The organism is Alkalicoccobacillus plakortidis (genome assembly GCF_023703085.1).
Taxonomy (GTDB): domain Bacteria; phylum Bacillota; class Bacilli; order Bacillales; family Bacillaceae_D; genus Alkalicoccobacillus; species Alkalicoccobacillus plakortidis.
In genome coordinates this window covers 1,094,805-1,120,195 of the sequence record NZ_JAMQJY010000001.1, presented here as the reverse complement: position 1 = coordinate 1,120,195, position 25,391 = coordinate 1,094,805, and the positions used below count along the sequence as shown (strand labels likewise).

Below are 25,391 nucleotides of genomic sequence, written 5' to 3'. Positions count from 1 at the left end.
TTGTACTTGGTTTGATGACACTTGTGCTTGCTTGGCTGTGGCTGGATGTATGAGATTGGTGCTAAGGAGCCGGATTCAGATTTTGATATCAGTGAAGCTGGAATGAAGGTGTCAGGTCTGGAGTTTGTTAATCAGGACGGTGAAACCCAGCATACGAGTGACTTAGATGGCGACTATTGGATAGCGAATATGATCTTCACGAACTGTCCAGAGATCTGTCCCATTATGTCACCAAATATGCAAAACCTCCAGGCTACAGCAATAGATGAAGGCATTCCACTTCAGTTTGTTTCATTTTCCGTAGATCCAGAACGAGATTCATATGAAGTATTAAAAAAGTATGGAACGAATCTTGGTGTTGATTACAATACGTGGACTTTTGCTACAGGATATGAACAAGAGACGATTGAACAGTTTTCGTTAGACGCATTTAAGTCTCCTGTGCAAATGTCTGAAGATGGAACGGACTTTATACACACGACAAGGTTTTTTATGGTTGATCCTGAGGGGAATGTCATTAGAAAGTACGATGGCTTGGAAGTGAATCAAGAGGAGTTTGTTAAGGATATTAAGAATGTCATCGACTCTGAATAAATATTTATACATAATTTTTGAATAATAGAATAGATTTCTTACTTAAGAAGAGTGTAATCCAATTGATGATAATCGGGTTACACTCTTTTTGTATATGGATTAACAGCCTTTCAGAAAGAATAATTGAAAATAAAATAAAAATACAGTTGAATTTATTTTTATTCATATTTATAATGAAACACAAGAGAAAATTAGAGAGATAAAGAAACGGAGCGGGAGCTAAATGAGAATTGGTATAGTTGGAGCAACAGGCTATGGCGGGGCAGAGCTTCTCCGTCTATTAAAAAACCATCCTGAAGTGGAAGATATTCATTTATATACATCATCAAAAGAAGGAGTACATATAAGTGAATCGTATCCGCATCTAACAGATGTTTATGATATCTCCTTACAATCATTTGACCCAGCTGTGGTGAGTCAGGAATCAGAGCTTGTTTTTATGGCGACTCCACCAGGTGTTTCAGCGGAGCATACACAAGAGATTGCGAAGCATGGAGCGAAGGTGATTGACCTATCTGGAGATCTTAGGCTTGAAGATCCAAAGGTATATGAAAATTGGTATAAGCGGACTGCTGCTGAGAGTGAAACTATTAATCAAGCAGTCTACGGCTTAAGTGAATGGAGCCACGAAGCTGTAAGTAAGGCCTCTATTATTTCAAATCCAGGTTGTTATCCTACGGCATCATTACTTGGACTCGCGCCACTGGTTCAGCAGGATCTTATCGAGCCTCATTCAATTATTATTGATGCAAAAACAGGAACATCTGGAGCAGGTAGGTCCGCTTCCATGATGACGCACTTTAGCGAAATGAACGAGAACTTTAAGATCTATCAAGTAAACACGCATAAGCATACGCCGGAAATTGAGCAGCAACTTAACCGTTGGAACAATAAAATTGGAGCGATTACGTTTCAAACACATCTTGTCCCAATGGTTCGCGGAATTATGGCGACAATGTATGTTCAGCTAAAAGAATCATACACACAGCAGCAACTACTTGATTTATATAACGAAATATATGCAGGAAAACCATTTGTTCGGATTAGAAAAGAAGGTAACTATCCTGCAACAAAAGAAGTATACGGCAGTAATTATTGTGATATTGGCTTGTCTTATGATGAACGTACTGGAAGAGCTACAATCGTGTCGGTTATAGATAACATGGGTAAAGGCGCTGCAGGTCAGGCGATTCAAAATATGAATGTAATGAATGGTTGGGATGAAAAAACGGGGCTTGGATGTTGTCCCTGTTTATCCGTAAAGGGGAGTTTCGAGATGGGAATGACAAAACAGACAAATCAAGTGGAGTTAGTAGAGAAGGGCTCGATTTTAACGCCAAAGGGATTTAAGGCAACGGGTATCCACGCAGGATTAAAGAGAAAAAGAAAAGATTTAGGTGCGATTATCTGTGAAGTACCAGCATCTGTTGCGGCCGTCTACACATTAAATCAAATTCAGGCAGCACCACTTAAAGTGACGCAGGAATCGATTGCGGTCGAACAGAAGATTCAAGCTTTAGTTGTGAATAGTGCAAATGCAAATGCTTGTACAGGTGAAAGAGGTCTTCAAGATGCATATACAATGCGACATGCGTCAGCAAAACAATTTGGACTTCCGGATCACCTTGTTGCTGTCACTTCAACAGGTGTCATTGGTGAGTACCTCCCTATTGATAAAGTAACAGCAGGTATTAGTCAATTAGAGCCGAGTGATTTAGATGGCGCAGCTATTGAATTTAACGAAGCCATTCTGACAACAGATACGACGACGAAGCAGACCTGCTTTCAAACTGTTGTAGATGGAAAAACCGTGTCTGTTGGTGGTGTCGCAAAAGGATCGGGTATGATTCATCCGAATATGGCGACGATGCTTTCTTTTGTCACAACAGACGCTGTCATTGAATCAAGTCATTTACAACATGCGTTGTCTAGCATTACAAACCAGACATTTAACCGCATTACTGTAGATGGGGACACATCTACAAACGATATGGTTGTTGTGATGGCATCAGGGCTAGCTGAGAATCAACCATTAACACCAACCCATCCTGATTGGGCCGCTTTTTATGAAACGTTAAAGCAGGCTTGTGAATCACTTTCCAAACAGATTGCGCGTGACGGTGAAGGAGCAACAAAGTTAATTGAAGTTCAAGTAAGTGGAGCTTTAAATGACGAGGAAGCTGGAAAAGTAGCCAAACAAATTGTTGGTTCTGATCTAGTCAAGTCAGCTGTTTTTGGTAAAGATGCAAACTGGGGCAGAATTATTTGTGCGATTGGCTACAGTGGCTGCACAATTGATCCCGAAAATATAGATATCTCAATAGGAAATACTGCGACACTCAAAAATAGTCAACCGATTGTTTTTTCTGAGGAGCAAGCAACTGCTTATATGACAGATGAAGAAACGATTCTTATTCAAGTGAACTTACATGTAGCTGAAGGCTTTGGAAAAGCATGGGGATGCGATTTAACGTATGACTATGTTCGAATAAATGCAGGATATCGCACATAAAAAAGGAGGTGCAGTCGATGTCTGGAATTGTTGTGATTAAGTGTGGGGGGAGTACATTAGCCGAATTAACGGATGAATTTTTTCACAGTGTTGTCAGGCTTAAACAAGAAGGCAAACACCCCATCATTGTTCACGGTGGAGGTCCTGATATCAATCAGATGCTTGAAACGCTTGCGATAAAAAGTGAATTTGTTGGCGGACTTCGCAAAACCACATCAGATGTACTTGAAACGGTTGAGATGGTTTTATGTGGAAGAGTTAATAAGAAGCTAGTAAAACGAACGCAAGATGGTCACGGTCTAGCAGTGGGTCTAGCAGGTTGCGATGCAAATCTCTTAATGGTGAAGCCTGTTGATATTAAAAAGCTCGGATTTGTAGGTGAGCCAGTTGCTGTCAATACTGAACTCATCCTTACACTTATCGACCAAGACTTAATTCCAGTCATTGCACCAATTGGAGTAGACGAATTTGGTACACATTTTAATGTGAATGCTGATACGGCTGCTGGAGCGATAGCGGAAGCATTAGGAGCATCTGAGCTGATTTTTGTTACGGATGTAGACGGTATCTTAAAAGATGGTTTGGCTTTAGAAAGTGTAACAGACGTTGAAGTTCATCGATTAATTGAAACAGGTGTCATCTACGGTGGAATGATTCCTAAGGTTAAAGCAGCTCTAAAAAGCCTAAAGGGTTCATTACCTTTTGTTCGAATCGTAAATGGCAAACAGGCAGTATTTGCCGTTGGTGAAGGTCTTAAAGGGACAAAAATTACGAAGCAGACAACAGCAGAATCTGTTTCTTAAGTAGAGAGTGGGGATCGTATGAGTTCTTTGTTTCCAACGTATCAAAGATGGGAAGTTAGTGCTAAATCAGGTAAAGGGACTATGTTAATTGATACTAATGGCAAAGAGTACCTTGATTTTGTTGGTGGAATTGCCGTCTGTAATCTTGGACATTGCCATCCAAACGTGGTGGATGCTTTAACGAACCAAGCACAGTCATTGTGGCATGTCTCAAACTTGTTCCAAATAGAAGGACAGGAACAAGCAGCAACCGTGCTTGCGGAGCAAAGTAGTGGAGACTATGTGTTTTTCTGTAATAGTGGAACAGAGGCTAATGAAGCGGCTATCAAGCTTGCTCGTAAGTTTACCGGGAAAAACCATATCATTAGTTTAGCTAATTCCTTCCACGGTCGTACGTTAGGAAGCATGGCAGCGACTGGCCAGGCTAAGATTCATGAAGGCTACGGCACGATGTTATCCAGCTTTACGTATGCAGATCTAAACGACATTGAATCAATTAAAGAACAAATTTCTCAAGAAACTGCAGCGATTATGATTGAGGTTGTGCAAGGTGAAGGCGGCGTACGTGTGATGGAGGCTGAATTTGCATCGCAACTGCAAGAACTGTGTGAGCAGCATGAACTGCTTTTGATTGTGGATGAGGTTCAAACAGGAATCGGTCGAACAGGCAAAGCATTTGGATATGAGAACCTTGGTTTATCTCCTGATATTATTACAGTGGCAAAGGGACTCGGAAATGGATTTCCTGTAGGTGCGATGATTGGAAAAGAACATCTAAAATCAGCCTTTCAGCCAGGGAGTCACGGATCTACCTTTGGTGGCAATCCATTAGCAATGGCTGTTGTAAATGCAGTGCTTGAAACCATATTCGATGAGTCATTTCTAAAGCAGGTTGAAGAAAAGGGGAACTCATTTCAAACGTATCTCAAGCAGTCATTAGGTGAATTGCCAATTGTTAAAGACATTCGTGGCCTTGGATTATTGGTTGGAATTGAATGCCATGAACCAGTTGCAGATCTCATCACAAAAGCGAGAGAACAAGGATTGTTGGTTTTGCCGGTTGGACCAAATGTTATTAGACTTCTACCGCCGCTAGTAGTGACAGATGAAGAGTTACAGCAAGCTGCAAAGATCCTAGCACAGGTTGTCGGAAGTAAGACAGCGGCGATTTAGCATGCATATCGTTGAATAATTAAACATAAATGAGATTAAATATACAGTTTAGGGGGAGGGACTCATGAAAGGCTACGTTGTACTTGAAACAGGTGAACAGTTTGAAGGCGTATTATTTGGAGCAGAGCAAGGTAAGGATATTCATGCAGAGATTGTCTTTTTTACAGGCATGACTGGCTATCAGGAGGTATTAAGTGATCCTTCCTTCAAAGGGCAAATGGTCGTGTTTACGTATCCGTTAATCGGAAACTACGGAATAAACCAATCTGATTTTGAGAGTCTTAAACCACAGGCAGAGGCTTTGCTCATAAGTGAATTGAACGTGTCAGGACATCATTATGAGTCGAGTCAGCCACTATCAGATTGTCTTAAACAAGCCGATATTCCTTATTTAACGGGAGTGGACACACGAGCAATTGTAAAAAGAATCCGTAAAAATGGAGATATGAGAGCTGTTTTAACAACAAATCCAGATACAGTTGATTTTAGCGCGTCTAGTCCACTTGGAGAACAAGAGGTGGTATCAACAGTCTCTGTACAAAATCAAGTGACATTTGGTGCTGGTGAGCGTCATGTTGTGTTAATGGACTTTGGTTACAAAAAATCGATTGTAAGTGAGTTAGTCGCTGAAGGAAATAAAGTAACAGTCGTTCCCTATTCCACTTCTTTTGAAGAGGTTGCGTCACTAGAACCTGATGGGATTTTACTATCAAATGGACCAGGTAATCCAAAACAATTAGTAGCTGAATTACCTATAATCCGCAAGTTGGCTGAGACGTATCCAACGCTTGGTATCTGTTTAGGGCATCAATTATTGGCGCTTGCTTTTGGAGGCGACACGGAGAAGCTTAATTTTGGTCATCGTGGTGCCAATCAACCGGTCATTGATCAAAAGACAAATAAAGTATACATGACCTCTCAAAACCATAGCTATGTAGTGAAAGAAACATCACTAGCACATACAGAACTACAGTCACGTTTTTTTAATATAAATGATGGCTCAATAGAGGGACTGGAGCATAAACGTTTACCAGTGCTTTCGGTGCAGTTTCATCCGGAGGCTCACCCAGGACCGAGCGATAGTGCACAATTGTTTAATCTATTCAAAGAGATGATGAGTCAAGGGAGAGAAAGCTTGTATGTATAAGAGAGGCGATCTGCAGTCGGTATTAGTCATAGGTTCTGGTCCAATTGTTATTGGGCAGGCTGCGGAATTTGATTATGCCGGCACACAAGCCTGTATGGCTTTAAGAGAAGAAGGAATAAGAGTGATTTTGGCTAATAATAATCCAGCAACTGTGATGACAGATGAAGCATGCGCAGACGTTGTTTATTTTGAGCCACTTACCATTGATAGTATTGAGGCAATTATAAAAAAAGAAAAACCTGATGGCCTACTTGCAACACTTGGTGGTCAAACGGGCTTAAATCTTGCGCTTGAGTTACACGATTCCGGCATTCTTGATGCCAACCAAGTAGAGTTACTTGGAACACCAATCGATTCTATTAAAAAAGGTGAGGATCGTGACTTATTCCGTACATTAATGAATGAGTTAAATGAACCAGTGCCAGAAAGTGAAATTGTCACCACAGCAGAGGACGCACTTGGCTTTGCTGGAAAAGTAGGCTATCCGATTATTGTTAGACCTGCATATACACTTGGTGGAGCTGGTGGAGGAATTGCCCAAGATCAGGCATCCCTTGAACAGATTGTTGAAGGTGGTCTGGATCTTAGTCCGATCAACCAATGTCTTATTGAAAAAAGCATTGCTGGGTTAAGGAAATTGAATATGAGGTCATGCGGGATGCGAATGATACATGTATTACCGTTTGTAACATGGAAAACATTGACCCAGTTGGTGTACACACGGGTGATTCCATTGTTGTCGCTCCATCTCAGACGTTAACCGATGTTGAATATCAAATGCTTCGTTCCGTTTCAGTAAAAATCATTCGTGCACTTGGTATTGTTGGCGGATGTAATATTCAATTTGCTCTTGATCCAAACAGCAAGCAGTATTATTTGATTGAAGTGAATCCTCGTGTAAGCCGTTCATCTGCACTTGCATCCAAAGCAACAGGCTATCCAATTGCGAGAATGGCAGCAAAGTTAAGCATTGGCTATTTGCTTCATGAGTTAAAAAATCCTGTGACAGGACATACGTACGCAAGCTTTGAGCCTGCTCTTGATTATGTGGTTGTTAAATTCCCACGTTGGCCTTTTGATAAATTTACACAAGCGAATCGTTTGCTTGGTACACAAATGAAAGCGACTGGAGAAGTCATGGCCATTGAGCGACATCTTGAAGCGGCGTTGCAAAAAGCAGTGCGTTCTCTTGAACTCAAAACGTCAGGACTAAAACTGAATTCGCTGGCTAATTGGACGGAAGAGCAGCATTGGCAAGTCGTTCAGCAAGCTGATGATCGTCGTTTTTTCTCAATACTTGAGTTATTAAGACGTGGAGTGACAGTTGAGCAGCTTGCAGCGGCAACTGGTATTAGTTCTTATTTCTTAGTGGCTTTTGCCAACCTTATTCAAGCGGAGCAAGCCATTGAAGAAACAAGCCCACAAGCTGTCAGCAAAGAAAAACTTCTCGGTTTTAAAAAGCTTGGTTTTACTGATCAAAATCTGGCAACATCGTGGAACGTAACCGAAGTGGATGTTCGTGAACTACGTCATTCATTCGATTTACAGCCTTCTTATAAAATGGTGGATACTTGTGCGGGAGAATTTGCAGCATCTACAGCTTATTATTATTCAAGCTGGGATGGTGAAAATGAAGCAATACCTTCTCAGAACAAAAAAGTTTTAATTTTAGGCTCAGGTCCAATTCGAATCGGTCAGGGCATTGAATTTGATTATTGCTCCGTTCATGGTGCATATAGTCTACGAAAATTAGGATATGAAACGATTATCATGAATAACAATCCAGAGACTGTAAGTACGGATTATGTGACCGCTGATCGACTTTACTTTGAACCATTAACCGTTGAAGATGTTCTTTCGGTAGTAGAGCTTGAGCAGGTAGAAGGAGTCATCATCCAATTAGGTGGACAAACGGCTATTTCCTTGCTTGAGGGCTTAGAAGCTGCTGGTGTTCACGTATATGGCACAAACTTTGATACCATTGACAGCTTAGAGGATCGTGGTCGCTTTTATGAGTTTATGAATGCTGTGGATGTGCCGCATATTCCTGGTCAAACAGCAGATACAAAACAAGATGTTTTTGTAAAAGCTAAGGAGTTAGGTTATCCGCTATTGATTCGTCCATCTTATGTTATAGGTGGTCAAGGCATGCTCATTTGTACAACAGAAGAAGAACTGTCTGCTTATTTAAATCAAGACGAAACCGTTCTTTATCCATTGTTATTAGATGCCTATTATCCCGGAAAAGAACTCGAGATCGATGTTTTAACAGATGGAGAAAATGTCTATGTTGCTGGAATTTTTGAACACGTAGAAAAAGCAGGTGTTCATTCAGGTGACAGTATGGCTGTTACCCCTCCATATTCTCTAACAGAAGAAGTGAAACAAACGATTTTAGCTTATACACAGCGTATAGCTAAAGGCATGGATTTTAAAGGTATTTTTAATGTACAATTTGTCCTTTACAAAGGTGAATTATACGTCATTGAAATTAACCCTCGTGCATCACGAACGGTTCCGATTTTTAGTAAAGTCACTGGCGTTTCACTGATTGATGCCACGGTCCAACTTTTGTTAGGTTCAACTCTTGCAGAGGTGGGATTAAAACCAGGCTATCCGAAAGAACAGCCTTTTTATACCGTAAAAGCACCTGTTTTCTCTTATCAGAAGTTATCTGGTCTGGATCCTCTACTTGAGGCTGAAATGAAATCAACAGGTGAATTAATAAGTATTAGTCAGTCACTTCCTGAGGCGTATCACAAGGCGTTTGCATGGGCGCAAGGACAAGTACCAGCACTGTATCAATCCAAAGGCTTAGTTTATGTCGACATTCACTCGGAATATATAGATCAGTTTGAATCCTATAAGCAGCTTTTAGAGCAGCATGGTTTTAAGATTGTAGACACTCAGTTTGAAAACTGGTTAAACGATAAAAATGCCATTGCATTAATTAGCCTTCCAAAACCAGGCTTTAAAGAAGGCAAGGAGCAACGAATTGCAGCTCTTGGTAAACGATTGACGGTAATTACCGAGTTACACACTCTTGAGGTTATGTTGGAGGGGCGCACGGTCACGACTAAAACGTTACACTCACTTCAAGAATGGATGCAAACGGATCACATTCCCGTATCATAATAAGGGAGAGAGGGAGTAAAAAATGACACATTCGCTTCAAGTATCAGCTGAAAAAATGACTGGTCGTGACTTTTTAACACTGTTTGATTACAGTCCAGAAGAGATCAATCAATTATTACAAGCTGCTAAATCATATAAAGAAAACCCAGAAACAAAAAAGGGGGTGCTTGCTGAGAAGTCACTAGGAATGATCTTTGAAAATGCGTCAACACGTACACGCGTCTCATTTGAAGTTGGTTTAACTCAAATGGGCGGACACGCATTATTTCTCAGTCCAAGAGACCTTCAAATCGGGCGAGGCGAACCTGTGAAAGATACGGCACAAGTACTTTCTCGTTATCTAGACGCGATAATGATTCGCACAAATTCACACGAGCTTGTTGAAGAATTTGCACATTATGCTACCGTACCTGTTATCAATGCGTTAACAGATGCGTATCATCCATGTCAGGCTGTTGCTGATCTTCTGACTATTTTAGAACAGAAGCAGACTCTTCAAGGACTTAAGCTTGCGTACTTTGGAGATGGAAACAATGTGGCTCATTCCTTGCTTGTTGCAGGTGCAAAAATGGGTATGCATGTTGTTCTTGCTACTCCAGCTGAGCACAAGGCGGATCAAAAAATTGTGGCAAGAGTGAAGGAAATCGCAAAACAAACAGGCGCAATTATTGAAGAAACGGAAGATTCACATGCTGCAGCTACGGATGCAGATGTCATCTACACTGATGTGTGGGCAAGTATGGGCTTTGAAGAAGAACAAACTTCAAGAGAACAAACGTTGTCTGCTTATCAAGTAAATGAAGAACTACTTGCTTCAGCTAAGTCGGATTATATGTTCCTACATTGTCTGCCAGCACACCGTGGGGAAGAAGTAACAGCAGAAGTCATTGATGGTACGCATTCATATGTGTACGATCAAGCAGAAAATCGTCTTCATGCACAGCAAGCGATTTTGGCTGCATTAATTGGTTAAACATGTCTCTAAATTGAAATTGAATTATGGGTATGCTAGTCCTAAGGGAGGGATTCCATTGGGACAAAGTCGTCAATTTATTGCAGGTCAAAAAGCACCAAATAACGGTGTGTATGTTGAGATCGGTGAAACAGGAAGTACAGTGAACAATCCTCAGTCTGTGAGTCTACAGGCGGGGGAGGCATTTCCGGAGTTAACCAATCAAAATCGTAAATGGACGCCCAAGCGAAAGCCATAACCTAACTAAAACTCTCGTAAAAGTATGTTTGAACTTTTGCGGGAGTTTTTTTGTATATATGCCATAAAAAATGAATACTATTTTCCTGACAATTCGCATAGAAAATAGGTAAAGAAAAAGGAGTAGGATACTACCTATTTTTAGATAAGGGTGGTCCGTATATGAGAATGAATGCATACGCTAACCAGAGCACTGAGTGTAAGGATTAGGAGAATGCACGATGGTTGACGTTGACGTACGATATTTCAAATGGAAAGGCAAATGGAGTGTTAAGTTTCTACCTGAAAAACCGAATGGATTTGCTGTCTACTTGCTAAGTGGTCAGGATTTTACTGTGGAGGATTCTAGTAGTATTTGGGAGTCTCATCCTGAAAAGAAGCTATTTCTCGAACGGTTGTTGAATAGCGGTTATACCGTATTAACGTCAGAGCTAAATCCACATCATTGGGGAAATGAAGCCGCTTGTTCGTTTTCTGAACAACTTATTGAGCATTTAATCAAGACTGAAATTATTAACAAACGAATTCACTTGTTTGCTGAGGGTTGGGGAGCAATTGCCGCGATAAAACTGCTCAGCCGTAAACGAGTAGATATTCGTTCGATGTTGTTTTTTAATCCGTGTATCTATTTAGAGTCATATTACGATTTAGAATTACAAAATAAGCTTTATTATAAAAAATTAAAGCATGAGTTATCCGCAGCCTATGGAATGAAACCAGAACGTATTAATCGCCAATGGGTAAGACAAATTTCCGATCCACCTCTTAAAGAAAATTGGTCACCTTTACTGTTAATTCATCGAGTGGATGAAAAACGTTATCCTTTACCATCACATTCGAGAAAGCTTGAAAGAGAATTGATCAAAACCATGCAACCGGTACAATTAAAGCTCCTTAGCTCTACAAGGCGTTTCGATTCCATTTCAGAGCCAACTACTTTATTTTATCAGAAACACGAACAGATACTGTGACCCTCTTTGTCTACTCAGAGAGGGTTCAATGCTTTTAAGAGAGGAGACAAAATGTGGAGAAGGCAGTTGTAACAGGAGGACTTGGGTTTATTGGCTATCATCTTTGTCAGGCATTACTCGAAGCTGGTCTTGAAGTTGTCTGTATTGAACAACCAAACGAAACATCCATACAAGGAATGGATGAAAAATTATTGGCGATGGGACGTAACGCCTTATTTGAGCATATAAGTGGAGATTTAGATAAAGAAGATTCAACCATTGCAGACAGATTATCACGTGCAGATGTTGTGTTTCACATGGCTTCTCCTTCTAGCAAAGATAGTAAATGGCCGATGAAACATCAAACTATACTCCAAGCAACAAAGTGGGTGCAATTTTTATGTGGCTCAATGAAGGACGATGCAAGGATTCTTTTTCCTTCAACAGTAGAAGTTTACGGAGATGTGCCTGGATTAATCACTGAGGATACTCCACTGCAACCCGTTTCTTCGTATGGCATGATCAAAGCTGAGATAGAGCTCTGTGTTCAGAAAGAAGCGCAATTAAATAACTTGAACTATACTATTCTACGACTGCCAACGGTTTATGGGCCGTGGCAACGCCCTGACATGACATTTGCTCAAATATTGAGTGAAGAAGCAGAAGTATATCAGGATCGCTCCACGCTAGACGCGTTATTTGTGGATGATGTGGTAAACGGTTTTGTATTAGCAGCAAAGTCAACAAATCAATCGGATATTTTTCACCTAACCTCTGGTGAGCAGGGTCAGTGGTTTGTTGCTGCCCAAAAGCTCGGGGCAAAGGCAGACATTCTAAAAAGAACTCACTCTCGTTCTTCTCTCTCACCAAAAAAAGCGGAACAACAATTAGGGTTTAATGTGACGGTTACGATTGAAGAAGGTTTAAGGCGTCAAAAGGAACATATGGACAAATGGAATAACACGTGGGATATCTAAAAGATTTTTAATCTGAGATCTTTTGGAGGATTTCAATTCGATTGTTAAAAGGATCGTAGATATAAAAACGCTTATACCCCTCATAACGTGTGTCAAATTCAACTGGAATATCAAAAGTCTTTAGATGTTCTACGATCCCATCCAAGTCATTTGTATAAAGTGCAGGGTGGGCTTTTTCTGCTGCACAAAAGGGGTCTCAATCCCAATATGCAAGGATATATCTCCTTGTTCAAACCAACAGCCTCCATTTTTTCTCATTTGAGCTGTTTTTTCCACTTCGCTAAATCCAAGAATTTCTTTGTAAAAGTGACGCGCCTGATCCTCAGCCCCAATTGGTGCAGCTAATTGAACATGATGAATACTTTTAAGAAATGTGCTCATATGTAAAACCTCCCTTTTTTTCATTGTACATGATTTTGGAAAAAGAGAGAATGAATATGTTTTCATTTGATGTAGAAGGTGGAAAAAGATGGTCTGTAAAGGAGAACGATTTTAAAAATAGTGACGGTATGATTTTAATATGCAGGTGATATAACGTGAATCTGCAGACTCTCCGCTCATGAGATGGGAGAGTCTCGCTGGGGATTCCCTCGAAAGGAATGAGTACCCGCGAGATAACAGCGTTACCCGTGGAAGTGATGGCAATACCCGTGAGAAAGGTAAGAGTACTCGCGAGATAACAGCGATACCCGCGGGAGTGATGGCAATACCCGTGAGAAAGGAATGAGTACCCGCGAGATAACAGCGTTACCCGTAGAAGTGATGGCAATACCCGTGAGAAAGGTAAGAGTACCCGCGAGAGAGCAGCGTTACCCGTGGAAGTGATGGCAATACCCGTGAGAAAGGTAAGAGTACCCGCGAGATAACAGTGATACCCGTGGGAGAGATGGTAATACCCGTGAGAAAGGAATGAGTACCCGCGAGAGAGCAGCGGTACCCTGAACGAAGTGTATGTCTGAAGCCAGTAGCCTTAATCTTTAATTTAAATGAACAAAAAACCGAACCAGTATGTGAGTCAATCATCATACTGGTTCGGCTTTTTTCTATTTCAGCTTCTTTTCAATTACTCATCACTTTTAAAGAATGAATTCTCATAAAATGATAAATCAGGATATTTTTCTTGGGCGGTGCGCATTTGGAATTCATTTTCGAATAAGGCAACAATACGTGAATCTCTATCTGTTACAAGATTACGCTGTGCTTTTTTGAATTTCTCAAATGCTTCTGCTGGTCCCACTACCCAACGCGCAAAGGTAAATGGTAGACGATCTAATTGAATATCAACGTGGTACTCGCTCTTTAAGCGTTGTTCCAATACCTCAAACTGAAGCACACCGACAACACCGACAATTTGCTGTTCTGCAAAACGATTATATGTTTTGAATAGCTGAATGGCGCCTTCTTCCGTAAGCTTGGTGAATACCCTTCTCAAACGATTTGTGTTTTAGTGCTTCTTTAACAGAAATGGCACTAAAGTGCTCTGGAGAGAAGTGTGGCATTTCCGCAAATTCAAAGGTATCTCCTTCAACCAATGTATCACCGATTCGAAGGTTACCAGGATCAAATAAACCGAGAATGTCTCCTGCGTAAGCTTCTTCTACAATACTTCTTGATTGGGCTAATAGTTGTGTTGGCTGTGCAAGCTTGATATTTTTACCGATTCGCACGTGTTTGACGGACATTCCACGCTCGAATTTACCAGATGTGATCCGTAAGAACGCGATACGGTCACGGTGAGCAGGGTTCATATTTGCTTGAATCTTAAAAATGAACCCAGAAAATTTCTGGTGCTCTAGCGGATTGATCAAGCCTTTTGAGCTTTCACGAGGTACAGGGCTTGGAGCAAGCTTAAGCATATGCTCAAGATAGGTTTGCACACCAAAGCTTGAAACGGCGCTTCCGAAAAACATTGGAGTTAGTTCACCTTTGGCAATTAGCTCTGCATCGTACTCATCTCCGGCTACATCAAGCAATTCAATCTCTTCACGAAATTGAGCAACAAGCTGTTCATCATTAATCGCTTCATCGAGTTTCGGGTCATCTGGACCTGTCAGCTGAATCACATCAATGGCTTTTGGGTTTTTAGGATTATAAAGCTCTAGCTTTTTCTGGTGACGATCATACACACCTGAAAAGGACTGTCCCATTCCAATTGGCCAACCCATTGGATAAGAACGAATACCAAGTAGATCCTCAAGCTCTTCCATTAATTCAAATGGGTCACGTCCTTGGCGATCGAGCTTGTTCATAAAGGTGAAGATTGGAATTCCACGCATCCGGCAGACTTTGAATAGCTTTTTGGTTTGCGTCTCGACCCCTTTGGCTGCGTCAATCAGCATGGTTGCCGAATCCGCTGCTGTTAACGTCCGGTATGTGTCTTCACTAAAGTCTTGGTGTCCAGGTGTATCTAAAATATTGACATTGTATCCGTCATATTTAAACTCAAGTACAGAACTTGTGACCGAGATACCACGTTGTTTCTCAATTTCCATCCAGTCACTTACGGCATGTTTGCTGTTTTTACGTCCTTTCACCGTTCCTGCTTCGCGAATGGCACCACCAAAAAGTAAAAGCTTTTCAGTCAGTGTTGTTTTCCCGGCATCGGGGTGAGAGATGATCGCAAATGTTCGTCTCGTTTCTACTGCTTCTTTATAATTCATAATTTGTCCTCATTTCTATCAGTTGGGCCTTTTACGGTTCGTATGCACACTGCCTTCTATTATAGCAATATTTCATCATGAATTCATCCGAAGTTTAGAAATCCACTATAAGGTGAAACCAATTGGTAGCAAGACCCGTAAAAAAGATGGAGAATGAATCAAATGATTGGAGCGATTTAACCATGCATGACTTTATTATTACGTTTGAATTTGAAAATTCAAGTTCGAAGCAGATTATGCTTTCAAAAGAGTCGTATCAGCAGCTTGAGGATGAAATTACACAAGCTTCAGGTAACTGGTGGACAATTAAAGGGGAGCTTGTGAACCTGTCTAAAGTAATGAGTATTAAAATTGTTGATTTAACTGAACAGAGAGGTCTAAACTAGCTTAGGAAAGGAGATGCAGTTGCGGAAACGTAACTGTGTTTCTTTCTGTTTAAAACGGGTAATCATCATTAAACTTGCGATTCAGAGTACTGCATAGTATCTTTGAATAGAAAATGATGAATGAGGTGGATAGCATGACAAATCCTGAGCTTAATATGAAATTTATGCAGTTAGCGATGAAGCATCTTCCTGAAGGTCAGGAATTTTTTAAACAAAAAGGAATTGAGCTTGGATTTGAAGATATGCAGCCAATGCTTGAGCTGTTTCTAAAAGTGATGGGTGAGGCTTATGAATTAGGGAAGTCTGACGCAGGTTCACAGGAATAATAAAGAGGACTCAGACGGCATCCGTTGTGAGTCTTTTTCTATGGAGGGATCACGCATTGAATAAAGAAGAGAAATTAAAAGCCCTTGGTGAAGAGATGAAAAAAGGGATTGAGCTTATTAGAGATAAAAAGGACAAAGAGGGCCTTGAGAAACTTAAACCTTTTGCAGAAATTATGAGGGCTGGTGACGCCAAGCAGATGCGAGTTTTTGTGAATATAGGGCTCGCTCAGCTCCGATTACAGGACATTGAAGGATTTTTACAAACGTACGAAGAAGTTCAAACCATTACACCATCTTCAGAAAAAGAAGAACAGTTAAAAAAAGAGATGGAGCAATGGTTTCATCTATTAATGGAGCGTCTTGAAAAGGAAGACTAAAAAAAAGAGGAATCTCTTAACAAGATTCACTCACATCTTAGTCATCCTTTGATTCGGATGCCCAGGCTTTCATTTTTTTGGACAAATAGGATTTTGCAGCACTCGCCACAGGAGCAAATTGTTCAAGTACAGGTCCAAGTGCTTGAACAAGCTCAATAACCTGCTCAATTTGATTTTGTTCACTATCTGTCGTTTTCTTCTCTTCAACAGGTGGTGGTTCAGGTTTCCTTCCAAACATCATATTTGAGAAAAAATCATTCTGACTCTCACGTTTGTTCTCGTTATCACTCAAAAAAATCAACTCCCCTTACTTTAATGTATGTAGGAACGGGCTTGATGTGTAGGGGTAAGTGCCTGTTTGCTATGAATCTGAGCGCAGGTTCAGTCTAGACAGAAAGCAAAATTTACAGTAAAATTAGTATCAGGTACTAAGAATATGTCGAAACATCGTGCGAGTGCCCGATGTGAGAGGAGAAAGATAGACATGGCGAATGCGGGGATTCTAGGGATGGGAAGTTATATTCCTGAACAGGTATTTACTAACGCAGATTTCGAGAAGGTATTGGATACATCAGATGAATGGATTCGTACAAGGACTGGAATAGAAGAACGTCGCTTTGCTGGAGACGATGTGAATACATCAGATATGGCTTATGAATCAGCTGTTTCAGCTCTGAAAAATGCAAATGTGAGCGCTGAAGATATTGATTTGATACTTGTTGCAACAGTAACACCAGATATGGCATTTCCAACGGTATCAACACTGGTTCAAAAAAGACTAGGTGCTACTCATGCCTCAGCAATGGATATTAGTGCAGCCTGTGCAGGGTTTATTTATGGAGTGGTAACAGCCCAGCAGTTTGTAGAAACAGGTGCTTATAAAAACGTACTCGTAATTGGTGTGGAGAAGTTGTCAAAAATTACGGATATGTCTGATCGTAACACAGCTGTTTTATTTGGTGATGGCTCAGGTGCAGCTGTTGTTGGTCCTGTTTCAGAAGGCAAAGGTATCCTTTCCTTTGATCTAGGAGCCGATGGTGGCGGTGCTATGCACATCAATAAACAAGGCGAATTTATGGAAATGAACGGACGCGAGGTATTTAAATTTGCAGTAAGACAAATGGGCGAATCTTCGCTTAAAGTGATTGAAAAAGCAGGATTAACAAAGGAAGATGTGGATTATCTTATTCCTCACCAAGCAAATATTCGCATCATGGAATCGGCACGTGAGAAATTAGATCTTCCAGTCGACAAAATGTCTGTCACGGTAAAAAAATACGGAAACACATCCTCAGCATCTATCCCAATGGCGATGGTGGATGAATTAGAACAAGGTAAAATCAAAGACGGAGACGTTGTTGTTTTAGTTGGTTTTGGAGCTGGTTTAGTGTGGGGCGCGGTTGCGCTACGTTGGGGAAGATAAGAATTTTTTTAGTAAAGGAGCAGTTACTGTGGAAAACAAACGAGTAGTGGTTACAGGAATGGGTGCCGTCACTCCACTTGGACTTGATGTCGAGTCTACGTGGAACGGAATCAAAGCAGGAGTTTCAGGTGTTGGCCCACTTACAAGAGTGAACGCGGATGAGTTTCCGATGAAAGTGGCAGCGGAAATAACAAACTTTGATTCAGGCTCATATATGGATAAAAAAGAAGCGAGAAAAATGGATCGATTTACTCAATATGCCGTTGCAGCCTCTCTAATGGCGGTAAAGGATGCAGACTTAGTCATTGACGAATCAAATGCAGACAAAATTGGTGTGTGGATTGGCTCTGGAATTGGTGGAATGGAAACCTATGAGCAACAATTCCGTAATTTCCTTGAAAAAGGGCAACGTCGAGTCAGCCCATTTTTTGTTCCAATGTTAATTCCTGATATGGCTTCAGGGCAAGTGTCTATTATCACAGGGGCCAAAGGTGTAAACTCCTGTTCTGTGACAGCTTGTGCGAGTGGAACGAATTCAATTGGGGATGCCTTTAAAGTCATTCAACGTGGTGATGCTGATCTGATGATTACAGGTGGCGCAGAGGCTCCAATTACCAATATGTCTATTGCTGGTTTCTGTTCTGCAAAAGCTGTAACACATAATGCTGAGCCATCTACTGCATCTCGTCCGTTTGATGCAAATCGTGATGGATTTGTTATGGGAGAAGGAGCAGGTATTCTCATTCTTGAGAGCTTAGAATCTGCAGAAGCGCGGGGAGCACATATTTATGCAGAGATTGTTGGATATGGCGCTTCAGGTGATGCACATCACATTACAGCTCCAGCTCCTGGTGGAGAAGGTGGAGCCCGTGCCATTCAAATGGCATTGGACGATGCAGGATTACAGCCAGAGGATATCCAATATGTGAATGCTCATGGTACAAGCACACAGATGAATGAAAAGTTTGAAACAATGGCCATAAAGTCTGTTTTTAAAGAGCATGCGTATAATATGGCTGTTAGCTCTACAAAATCGATGACGGGTCACTTACTTGGAGCAGCTGGAGCCGTGGAAGCGATCTTCTCGATTAAAGCAATCACTGATCAAATCCTACCACCAACCATCAACTATGAAACACCAGATCCTGATTGTGATTTAGATTATGTTCCAAATAAAGCACGCGAGGCGAGTGTTGATGCTGTATTAAGTAACTCGCTTGGATTTGGTGGACATAATGCTACGTTAATCTTTAAGAAGTACAAAAACTAAATAATCCTGTCATATGAGGGTGTCCATTGCGGCACTCTTTTTTTGTGTGAGAAAATAGTGAATGTTCAATTCTAAACAGTTCATAAAATCTCGAAAAATGGGTTTTCTTTAGAGAACACATCAGTTAAGATGAAGTGTAATATTTTTTTAATGAAATTGTAATTAGGTGAAAACTTTTTGGCGAATACGTGGGTAATATATATAGAGCCTAATGGGCCAACATCGTTTTTGCTGAAGTATGGGAGGCTTTCCTTAACATGGAAGACGATGATCTGATCAAACGAGTGGCAAATGGTGAGCAAGAGGCTTTTGCCGAGCTTTATCAGTTAAAAGCAGATCATGCCTTACGAACAGCAATAGCGATTACTCAAAATAAAGAGATAGCAAAGGATGCGGTTCAAGAGACGTTTTTTCGGGTTTATCAACGTTTAGACAGCTTTGACCAACGACTTACATTTGATCCTTGGTTTTATCGGATTCTTGTAAATGAGTGTAGAAGACTGTTAAAAAAAGAAACTAGATTTTTAGATCGATTAAAGAAAAAAACACTTGATACAAACATTCAAATGAACGAAGCTAAACCAGACTACTCCTTATTATATGAAGCTATGCAGCGACTTCCAGAAATAAATCGAATTCCAATCATCCTTAAGTATGTAAAGGGTTTTAGTGAGATGGAAATTGCAGAAATTTTAGGCGCTAATCAAAATACAATAAAAAGCCGTTTGTATAAAGGTCGGAATAAATTGAGAAACTTAATGGAAAAGAGAGGAAGGGAGTAGATGCAGGATTTTGATGAGAAGCTTAAAGAAACTATTAAACGGCATACATCCGTATCTGAACATGATAAAAAAGAAGTATTCTTGAAGCTCGAGCAATCCATTTATCATAATCAGAACGAAAAAGGTCGTCGAAATAGAACATGGGCTTTTCGTCTGCTTGCACCAATCCCTGTACTCGCTCTGTTTTGGATTGGCTTCGATCAAATGAGACCAGTCCTTCAACCAGAGGAACTTCCCCGGACTTCATCTGAACCTATTCAGGAGAAAACAATGGGAGACAACGTGTCGTTTTCCTCGGACCAGTATGATGAGAAAGTAGTAGAATATCTTCTCTACTTATCTGATTCAGATTATAAGTGGGTGGAGACAGAGAGTGGGCTTGATAGAATTGAACCGTCTAATCCACTTCCAGAAGGCTATCCCGATGTTTTTTTAACGATCGAACAAAATACAAGTGTTTCACCTGAAGAAACAATAGAACGGATTTTTGAAGATGTAAATAGCGTCAACGTTGAAGTCGGACGGCCTGAAGAGGTCACCGAGCCGATTGAGGGGTTTCGACTATATGTTAGCAATGGAACAGAGTGGGATTCACTTGTTCAACGATTTTATGTACTAAGTAACGGTAATGAGGGAAGCTTTATTATCACACAGTCGTTCTTTTTAGAGGCAATAGAAGGACATGGAGCGAATTTTGAAGAGATCGTACGCAATTTTGAATTAGTTGAAAACAACTAAGTTGGAGGAAATAACAATGTGCGGATTTATTGGAGAAATGATTTCAGGAAATGCATCGTTTACAGATCAAGAAAAATGGCTAGAAGCGCTTGAAGCCATTCACCATAGAGGACCAGACTCAACTGGTACATATATGAACAACCATGTTTCATTTGGATTTAAACGATTAAGTATTATTGATCTTGAGCATGGAAAGCAACCACTTTCCTATCAGAATAAGTATCATATTATTTTTAACGGTGAAATTTATAATTATAAAGAGCTTCGTGCTCGCCTAGTTGAAGCAGGATATGAGTTTCAAACTCATACAGATACAGAAGTGATTGTTGCCCTATATGCCCAAAAGGGACAAGCCTGTGTAAACGAGCTTAGAGGAATGTTTGGGTTTATGATTTGGGATGAAGAGAAGGAAGAACTTTTCTGTGCGCGGGACGCGTTTGGAATTAAACCATTTTACTATCTTGAAACAAAGGATAGACTGATAGCGGCATCTGAATTAAAAAGTTTACGCGTAATTGATCCGCAATTAGATATTTCTGATGAAGCGATTCAGCATTATTTAACCTATCAATACGTACCTGAACCGATGAGCTTAGCAAAGTCGGTTAAGAAGCTTGAACCTGGTCATATGTTAACAAAAAAGAAAGGCCAACCAGCTGTCATCAAACCGTATTATGCAAAAAGCTTTAATCAAGGAAACGAATCTCTCTCAAGCTACGCCAAACAGACAATTGATGTTTTAAAGGATTCAGTAGCAAAACATATGCGCAGTGACGTACCAGTGGGAGCGTTTCTTTCAAGTGGAATTGACTCAACAACCATTGTTGCACTAGCTAAAGAACATAATCCAGCCTTGAAGACTTTTACAGTAGGTTTTGATCATGAGGGTTTCAGTGAAGTAGATATTGCTAGAGATTCTGCAGATAAATTAAACGTCGAGAATATTCATAAACATATTACACCAGAAGAATTTATCCGTGAACTACCAAAAATCATTTGGCATATGGATGACCCAGTGGCGGATCCAGCAGCTGTGCCACTTTATTTTGTGGCGAAGGAAGCGAGTAAGCATGTAAAAGTTGTGCTCTCAGGTGAAGGTGCCGATGAATTGTTTGGTGGGTATAATATCTATCGTGAACCTCAGGCACTTAGGTACTTTAACAGTTGGCCAGCACAAATGAAACGAGCCATTAATAAAATGGCAGTTGGACTTCCGGAGGGAATGAGAGGCAGAAGCTACCTTTTACGTGGCACAACACCGATTGAAGAACGATATATCGGTAATGCAAAAATCTTCACAGAGTTAGAAAAACAGATACTTCTTGAGAAGTATAATGATACGTATTCCTTTACCAATCTAACAAGAGGACTTTACCAAAAAGCCATCTCTTATCCTGATTCCACAAAGATGCAATATATTGACTTGCATACGTGGTTACCTGGAGATATTTTAGTAAAAGCCGATCGAATGACAATGGCTCATTCCTTAGAACTACGTGTCCCATTTTTAGATAAAGAAGTATTTGAAGTTGCAAGTCGCATTCCAGAATCAGCAAAACTTGCAAATGGCACAACAAAATACGTACTACGTGAAGCAATTAAAGGTGTTGTTCCTGACTCCATCCTTAATCGCAAAAAATTAGGTTTCCCCGTTCCTATCCGTCATTGGCTGAAGGATGAGTTATACGATTGGGCGAAGGATATCCTAACCATTAACAAAGCAGCAACAACGATCTTCAACCAAAAAGAGGCGCTTGCTTTATTAGAAGAACATGCAGCAGGTAAAAGAGACAACAGTCGTAAGCTTTGGACAATCATCTGTTTCTTAATTTGGCATTCACTATACATTCAAAACAGTGGTAGCAGCAAAAGAGCGATACAGGAAATCGCTCAGTTAAAAAGAAAAACGAGCTAAGCCAGGTAAAGAAATTCCTTTGTATCTCATTACAGGGGAGTTTCTTTTTTTATCTGTTCATTTATGATGATGTTTGCTAATATATAGTAAATGAAGAGGAAGCTTGGTGGGTGAGCTTGACCCTAAAAAAACTAGGCGTGCTGCTTTTGAAGTATGGCATTTCAATCCTTGCACTAATTGGAATGATTTATGTAGGACAACAAGAGCAGCCATTTGGACTTGATTTGATTCAAAGTAATCAATTATTACTCGGATTATTGATTGTTGTTTTTAGTAATGTGATTATTGTGGCAATATATGAAAGTGTGAATGGTACATCTAAAGTGTCGAGTCCGAAGTCAGATATTATTGGTGGTATTGTTTTTCTGTTTATTCTTATTGTTATTTATACTTTTTTTAAACCGGACCAAGATGGAGGCACAACCGTTTTACTTTTTGCTGCACCGATTATTATGCTGATAAAGGGTATTGTTCGATTGATGATGAGCAGAAAAAAAGAGCAAACTATAACTTAAAAAAGAGCCTCCTCATTGATTAGGAGACTCTTTTTTTCATTTAAACTTATTCTTCCACGCGTTTATTATTCAATTTCTCAATAATCTGGTGCAAATCATCTGGTTTATGAAATTCAATTGGGGAGACTCCTTTTTCAAATTGAATCGAGTCGGCTTCTACAAGTAAAATGTAACGTCCGTTGATTTTACCTAGATGAAGTGATTCGCCAAAATCAGCAAGCAAGCCTTTTATTGACGTTTCCCCAAGCTTCATCTTCAGTTCTGCTTCAGGTGTATGCTCCACAATTTGGGCCGCAGCCTCCATGACCTGGTGAGTATCCAAACGCTCTTGCAGCTCTCTTTTTTCACTGCCTTCCCAAATCTCTAGCTCATGCTCAAATTTCTGTCTTTCTTCACTTTGTTCTTCATACGTTTCATAGACATGCTCCTGTACCATGTTCATGACCTGTGTTTTCATAATGACTGGCATTGACTCTCCGTACTCCACATAGCTAAGAAAATCCTCGAAATAGCGAGCATGTGATGCTTGGTGAATCTTTACTTCGGTATGCTCAATCATACCTTCCTCTGGCATATACGGGTATTGAATAGACTTCATATTTTTTGTGGTGATCGCATGCTCAACCTTTTGAATGAGTGACGATTCATCAGATATAGAGGCAACTTTAGGCTCAAAATCACATTTCATAATAAACACAAAGGAATCATCAAAAAACTTTCTTGGCACAGCCGTTGCCACAAGAAAGACACCACCACGTACAGCACTTGTGTTTAGATAAATGCGCACGAGTTGCTCACTTGCTTTATTAAAGTCATCTTTGTTTTCAGCAAATCGGGTTTTATGAAGCAGCGCATAATTAGGATTAGAGTCGAGAGGGTGTCCAGGCTCTGTCACAAAATGCCCAATCTTTGTAGGCACTTGCTCTGATTTTGGATGATGATCGGCCTTGCGCTTTACAATTTTTTTAAGCTCACCATCTAGGAAATCTTTCATCTCACTATTTTCGAATTCATTTTTATCAAGAGTTTTAAAATGTTTAAATCGTTTATCAGACTGTTCGTCTCGACCTTCCACTGTAATCACAAAAAAAGATAAGAACTGTATTTCAAAATCCATTTGGACATACTCCTCTAATTCGGTTTAGGGCAATGATTTTAGTATAGGAGATGAGACATAGAGCGTCAATTGAAATTGACCATTGCATTACGAGGTACATAGTAATACAATGGTGCTATAGAATCAACCAAAGAAAGGAAATTGTTCATGGATAAGGAAATGATGAAGGGCAGTATTGATTTGTTGCTTTTAAGTTTGATTTCACAACAGGATCTGTATGGATATGAAATGGTAAAAAGGCTAAAGCAGCTTAGTGAGGAAGCGTATTCAATGGGTGAGGGGACGTTGTATCCCGCACTAAAACGTATGGAGAAAAAAGAATGGATATCGTCTTATTGGAAGGAAACCGATAGTGGCAGACGCAAATATTATCGAATGACTGATGATGGGGAGAAAGAGCTAGCACGTAAGAAAAAAGATTGGGCCTTTTTACAATCACTTGTTCAGCGGACCGATTCGGGAGCCTCACATGAACCGTGATTTAGAGAGTTATGTTCATGACATAGTGAAACAAACTGACTGTACAAAAGAAGACTATGACGACCTCTATGAAGAATTACTTGACCACGTCACGATGATTCGGGATGAACATATAGAAAATGGAGACTCAATGAAGGAGGCGAATCAAAAAGCGATGAATCGATTTGGTGAGGAAGCGATCATTGGTAATGAACTGCAGCACTCCATGTTCCCATATCGTCGAGAGCTATTGTATGTTCTGGCAGTAGTGGGGTTTTTGTTTACGGTAGGATTATATGTACATTTTTTAGCTGCCGAACAATTAACATTACCTATTGAACTGAGTATAGGCGTTGTTAGTCATAGTCTCATTTTATTTTTTGCGATGAATACAACGTACCGAGTGAACCGAAGAAGGTGGCTAAATACTGCTCTTATTTTAAATCTAGCTGTTTTGGTTTATAACTCGTATGGACCGATTCATTTGTTTTACGACGGTCAGTATTTATTACCAATGCTACTTATCGGAGTTATCTGTTTAAATATTGGGATTATTTTTCTGACTGCTTTGACAGGTCCTGAGGTGGGACGTTCTGTTTTTATTCATTTGATTAATATACCCATTGGTTTAGCGCTCTCTGCAAAAGCACTTTTTTTTGGATTTGGTGGGATGATATTTGGTGCATCATTCTACTATGTGATAGGGATGGGGTTTCCTGTCTATGTTTGGATAATCTTATACATGATTCAATACAAATCACTTAAAAAAGATCGGATGAAACTCGTTACAATAAGTCTTTGCCTATCAGTTTTTCTTGTTATCTATTCGGTTTTGTCAATTTATTTCGTCGGACTAAGTATAGATTCTAGAATCGGTCATTTTCTTCATGATTTATTTTATGAAAGATTGTAGGAGGACAAG

Annotated in this window: 23 protein-coding genes and 3 pseudogenes; 22 read left to right on the top strand and 4 right to left on the bottom strand. The window is 40.2% G+C overall.

The window, feature by feature from the left end; genetic code table 11:
- Window positions 1-45: 45 nt before the first annotated feature.
- The 11 genes and pseudogenes from NDM98_RS06100 to NDM98_RS06050 all read left to right on the top strand — a co-directional run bounded on the left by NDM98_RS06100 (window position 46) and on the right by NDM98_RS06050 (window position 12,501).
- Window positions 46-594, top strand: coding sequence for an SCO family protein (locus tag NDM98_RS06100; protein WP_251605362.1), 549 nt, complete (start codon window positions 46-48; stop codon window positions 592-594).
- A 223-nt stretch (window positions 595-817) separates the two neighbouring features.
- Window positions 818-1,783 (top strand): annotated as a pseudogene (gene argC, locus NDM98_RS06095) (N-acetyl-gamma-glutamyl-phosphate reductase); the annotation flags it as partial.
- A gap of 87 nt (window positions 1,784-1,870) precedes the next feature.
- Window positions 1,871-3,106, top strand: a complete 1,236-nt coding sequence (argJ, locus tag NDM98_RS06090) for a bifunctional glutamate N-acetyltransferase/amino-acid acetyltransferase ArgJ (protein ID WP_251608979.1) — start codon at window positions 1,871-1,873, stop codon at window positions 3,104-3,106.
- Between the two features lie 17 nt (window positions 3,107-3,123).
- Window positions 3,124-3,909 (top strand): acetylglutamate kinase, encoded by a 786-nt coding sequence (gene argB, locus NDM98_RS06085; protein ID WP_251605361.1) that lies wholly within the window; start codon window positions 3,124-3,126, stop codon window positions 3,907-3,909.
- 18 nt (window positions 3,910-3,927) lie between these two features.
- A complete protein-coding gene (argD, locus tag NDM98_RS06080; protein WP_251605360.1) occupies window positions 3,928-5,082 on the top strand; it encodes an acetylornithine transaminase in 1,155 nt (384 codons plus the stop codon).
- Window positions 5,083-5,146: 64 nt separating this feature from the next.
- Complete coding sequence (locus NDM98_RS06075) at window positions 5,147-6,229, top strand: carbamoyl phosphate synthase small subunit (RefSeq protein ID WP_251605359.1); 1,083 nt, start codon at window positions 5,147-5,149, stop codon at window positions 6,227-6,229.
- Window positions 6,222-9,364 (top strand): annotated as a pseudogene (carB, locus tag NDM98_RS06070) (carbamoyl-phosphate synthase (glutamine-hydrolyzing) large subunit). The gene NDM98_RS06075 and the pseudogene carB overlap by 8 nt, the downstream one beginning before the upstream one ends.
- A gap of 22 nt (window positions 9,365-9,386) precedes the next feature.
- Complete coding sequence (gene argF / locus NDM98_RS06065) at window positions 9,387-10,337, top strand: ornithine carbamoyltransferase (protein WP_251605358.1); 951 nt, start codon at window positions 9,387-9,389, stop codon at window positions 10,335-10,337.
- A 58-nt stretch (window positions 10,338-10,395) separates the two neighbouring features.
- A complete protein-coding gene (locus tag NDM98_RS06060; RefSeq protein WP_251605357.1) occupies window positions 10,396-10,575 on the top strand; it encodes a YjzC family protein in 180 nt (59 codons plus the stop codon).
- Between the two features lie 220 nt (window positions 10,576-10,795).
- Window positions 10,796-11,545 (top strand): hypothetical protein, encoded by a 750-nt coding sequence (locus tag NDM98_RS06055; protein ID WP_251605356.1) that lies wholly within the window; start codon window positions 10,796-10,798, stop codon window positions 11,543-11,545.
- A 53-nt stretch (window positions 11,546-11,598) separates the two neighbouring features.
- The gene (locus NDM98_RS06050; RefSeq protein WP_251605354.1) at window positions 11,599-12,501 is read left to right on the top strand and encodes an NAD-dependent epimerase/dehydratase family protein; all 903 of its coding nucleotides are present in this window, start codon (window positions 11,599-11,601) and stop codon (window positions 12,499-12,501) included.
- A gap of 129 nt (window positions 12,502-12,630) precedes the next feature.
- Here NDM98_RS06050 and NDM98_RS06045 read toward each other — a convergent pair whose 3' ends face one another.
- The gene (locus NDM98_RS06045; protein WP_251605351.1) at window positions 12,631-12,882 is read right to left on the bottom strand and encodes a VOC family protein; all 252 of its coding nucleotides are present in this window, start codon (window positions 12,880-12,882) and stop codon (window positions 12,631-12,633) included.
- A gap of 682 nt (window positions 12,883-13,564) precedes the next feature.
- Window positions 13,565-15,161, bottom strand: a pseudogene (locus tag NDM98_RS06040) (peptide chain release factor 3).
- Window positions 15,162-15,283: 122 nt separating this feature from the next.
- On the opposite strand from NDM98_RS06040, the gene NDM98_RS06035 reads away from it, so the two are divergent.
- The 3 genes from NDM98_RS06035 (at window position 15,284) to NDM98_RS06025 (ending at window position 16,250) form a co-directional block, all read left to right on the top strand.
- Window positions 15,284-15,547, top strand: a complete 264-nt coding sequence (locus NDM98_RS06035; protein WP_251605348.1) for a hypothetical protein — start codon at window positions 15,284-15,286, stop codon at window positions 15,545-15,547.
- Window positions 15,548-15,681: 134 nt separating this feature from the next.
- Window positions 15,682-15,873 carry a ComZ family protein gene (locus tag NDM98_RS06030; RefSeq protein ID WP_251605345.1) on the top strand — a complete coding sequence of 64 codons (192 nt, stop codon included), beginning with the start codon at window positions 15,682-15,684 and terminating at the stop codon, window positions 15,871-15,873.
- A gap of 56 nt (window positions 15,874-15,929) precedes the next feature.
- A complete protein-coding gene (locus tag NDM98_RS06025; protein ID WP_251605342.1) occupies window positions 15,930-16,250 on the top strand; it encodes a hypothetical protein in 321 nt (106 codons plus the stop codon).
- A 37-nt stretch (window positions 16,251-16,287) separates the two neighbouring features.
- On the opposite strand, the gene NDM98_RS06020 is transcribed toward NDM98_RS06025, so the two are convergent.
- Window positions 16,288-16,542 carry a hypothetical protein gene (locus NDM98_RS06020; protein WP_251605339.1) on the bottom strand — a complete coding sequence of 85 codons (255 nt, stop codon included), beginning with the start codon at window positions 16,540-16,542 and terminating at the stop codon, window positions 16,288-16,290.
- Window positions 16,543-16,734: 192 nt separating this feature from the next.
- Here NDM98_RS06020 and NDM98_RS06015 point away from each other — a divergent pair, with 192 nt between their 5' ends.
- The 6 genes from NDM98_RS06015 to NDM98_RS05990 all read left to right on the top strand — a co-directional run bounded on the left by NDM98_RS06015 (window position 16,735) and on the right by NDM98_RS05990 (window position 22,893).
- Entirely contained in the window at window positions 16,735-17,673 is a 939-nt protein-coding gene (locus NDM98_RS06015) for a beta-ketoacyl-ACP synthase III (protein WP_251605336.1), read from the top strand.
- Between the two features lie 28 nt (window positions 17,674-17,701).
- Window positions 17,702-18,943, top strand: a complete 1,242-nt coding sequence (fabF, locus tag NDM98_RS06010) for a beta-ketoacyl-ACP synthase II (RefSeq protein WP_251605333.1) — start codon at window positions 17,702-17,704, stop codon at window positions 18,941-18,943.
- Between the two features lie 257 nt (window positions 18,944-19,200).
- On the top strand, window positions 19,201-19,725 hold the full coding sequence (locus NDM98_RS06005; RefSeq protein WP_251605330.1) for an RNA polymerase sigma factor: 525 nt from the start codon (window positions 19,201-19,203) through the stop codon (window positions 19,723-19,725).
- The gene (locus NDM98_RS06000; RefSeq protein ID WP_251605328.1) at window positions 19,726-20,463 is read left to right on the top strand and encodes a hypothetical protein; all 738 of its coding nucleotides are present in this window, start codon (window positions 19,726-19,728) and stop codon (window positions 20,461-20,463) included.
- Between the two features lie 16 nt (window positions 20,464-20,479).
- The gene (gene asnB / locus NDM98_RS05995; RefSeq protein WP_251605326.1) at window positions 20,480-22,378 is read left to right on the top strand and encodes an asparagine synthase (glutamine-hydrolyzing); all 1,899 of its coding nucleotides are present in this window, start codon (window positions 20,480-20,482) and stop codon (window positions 22,376-22,378) included.
- 110 nt (window positions 22,379-22,488) lie between these two features.
- Window positions 22,489-22,893 carry a hypothetical protein gene (locus NDM98_RS05990; RefSeq protein WP_251605324.1) on the top strand — a complete coding sequence of 135 codons (405 nt, stop codon included), beginning with the start codon at window positions 22,489-22,491 and terminating at the stop codon, window positions 22,891-22,893.
- Between the two features lie 46 nt (window positions 22,894-22,939).
- On the opposite strand, the gene NDM98_RS05985 is transcribed toward NDM98_RS05990, so the two are convergent.
- On the bottom strand, window positions 22,940-24,010 hold the full coding sequence (locus NDM98_RS05985; protein ID WP_251605322.1) for a DUF3900 domain-containing protein: 1,071 nt from the start codon (window positions 24,008-24,010) through the stop codon (window positions 22,940-22,942).
- Between the two features lie 147 nt (window positions 24,011-24,157).
- Between NDM98_RS05985 and NDM98_RS05980 the strand changes: the two genes are divergently transcribed.
- Both NDM98_RS05980 and NDM98_RS05975 read left to right on the top strand, forming a co-directional pair.
- On the top strand, window positions 24,158-24,490 hold the full coding sequence (locus tag NDM98_RS05980; protein ID WP_251605320.1) for a PadR family transcriptional regulator: 333 nt from the start codon (window positions 24,158-24,160) through the stop codon (window positions 24,488-24,490).
- Window positions 24,480-25,382, top strand: coding sequence for a hypothetical protein (locus NDM98_RS05975; protein ID WP_251605318.1), 903 nt, complete (start codon window positions 24,480-24,482; stop codon window positions 25,380-25,382). The genes NDM98_RS05980 and NDM98_RS05975 overlap by 11 nt, the downstream gene beginning before the upstream one ends.
- Window positions 25,383-25,391: the final 9 nt, after the last annotated feature.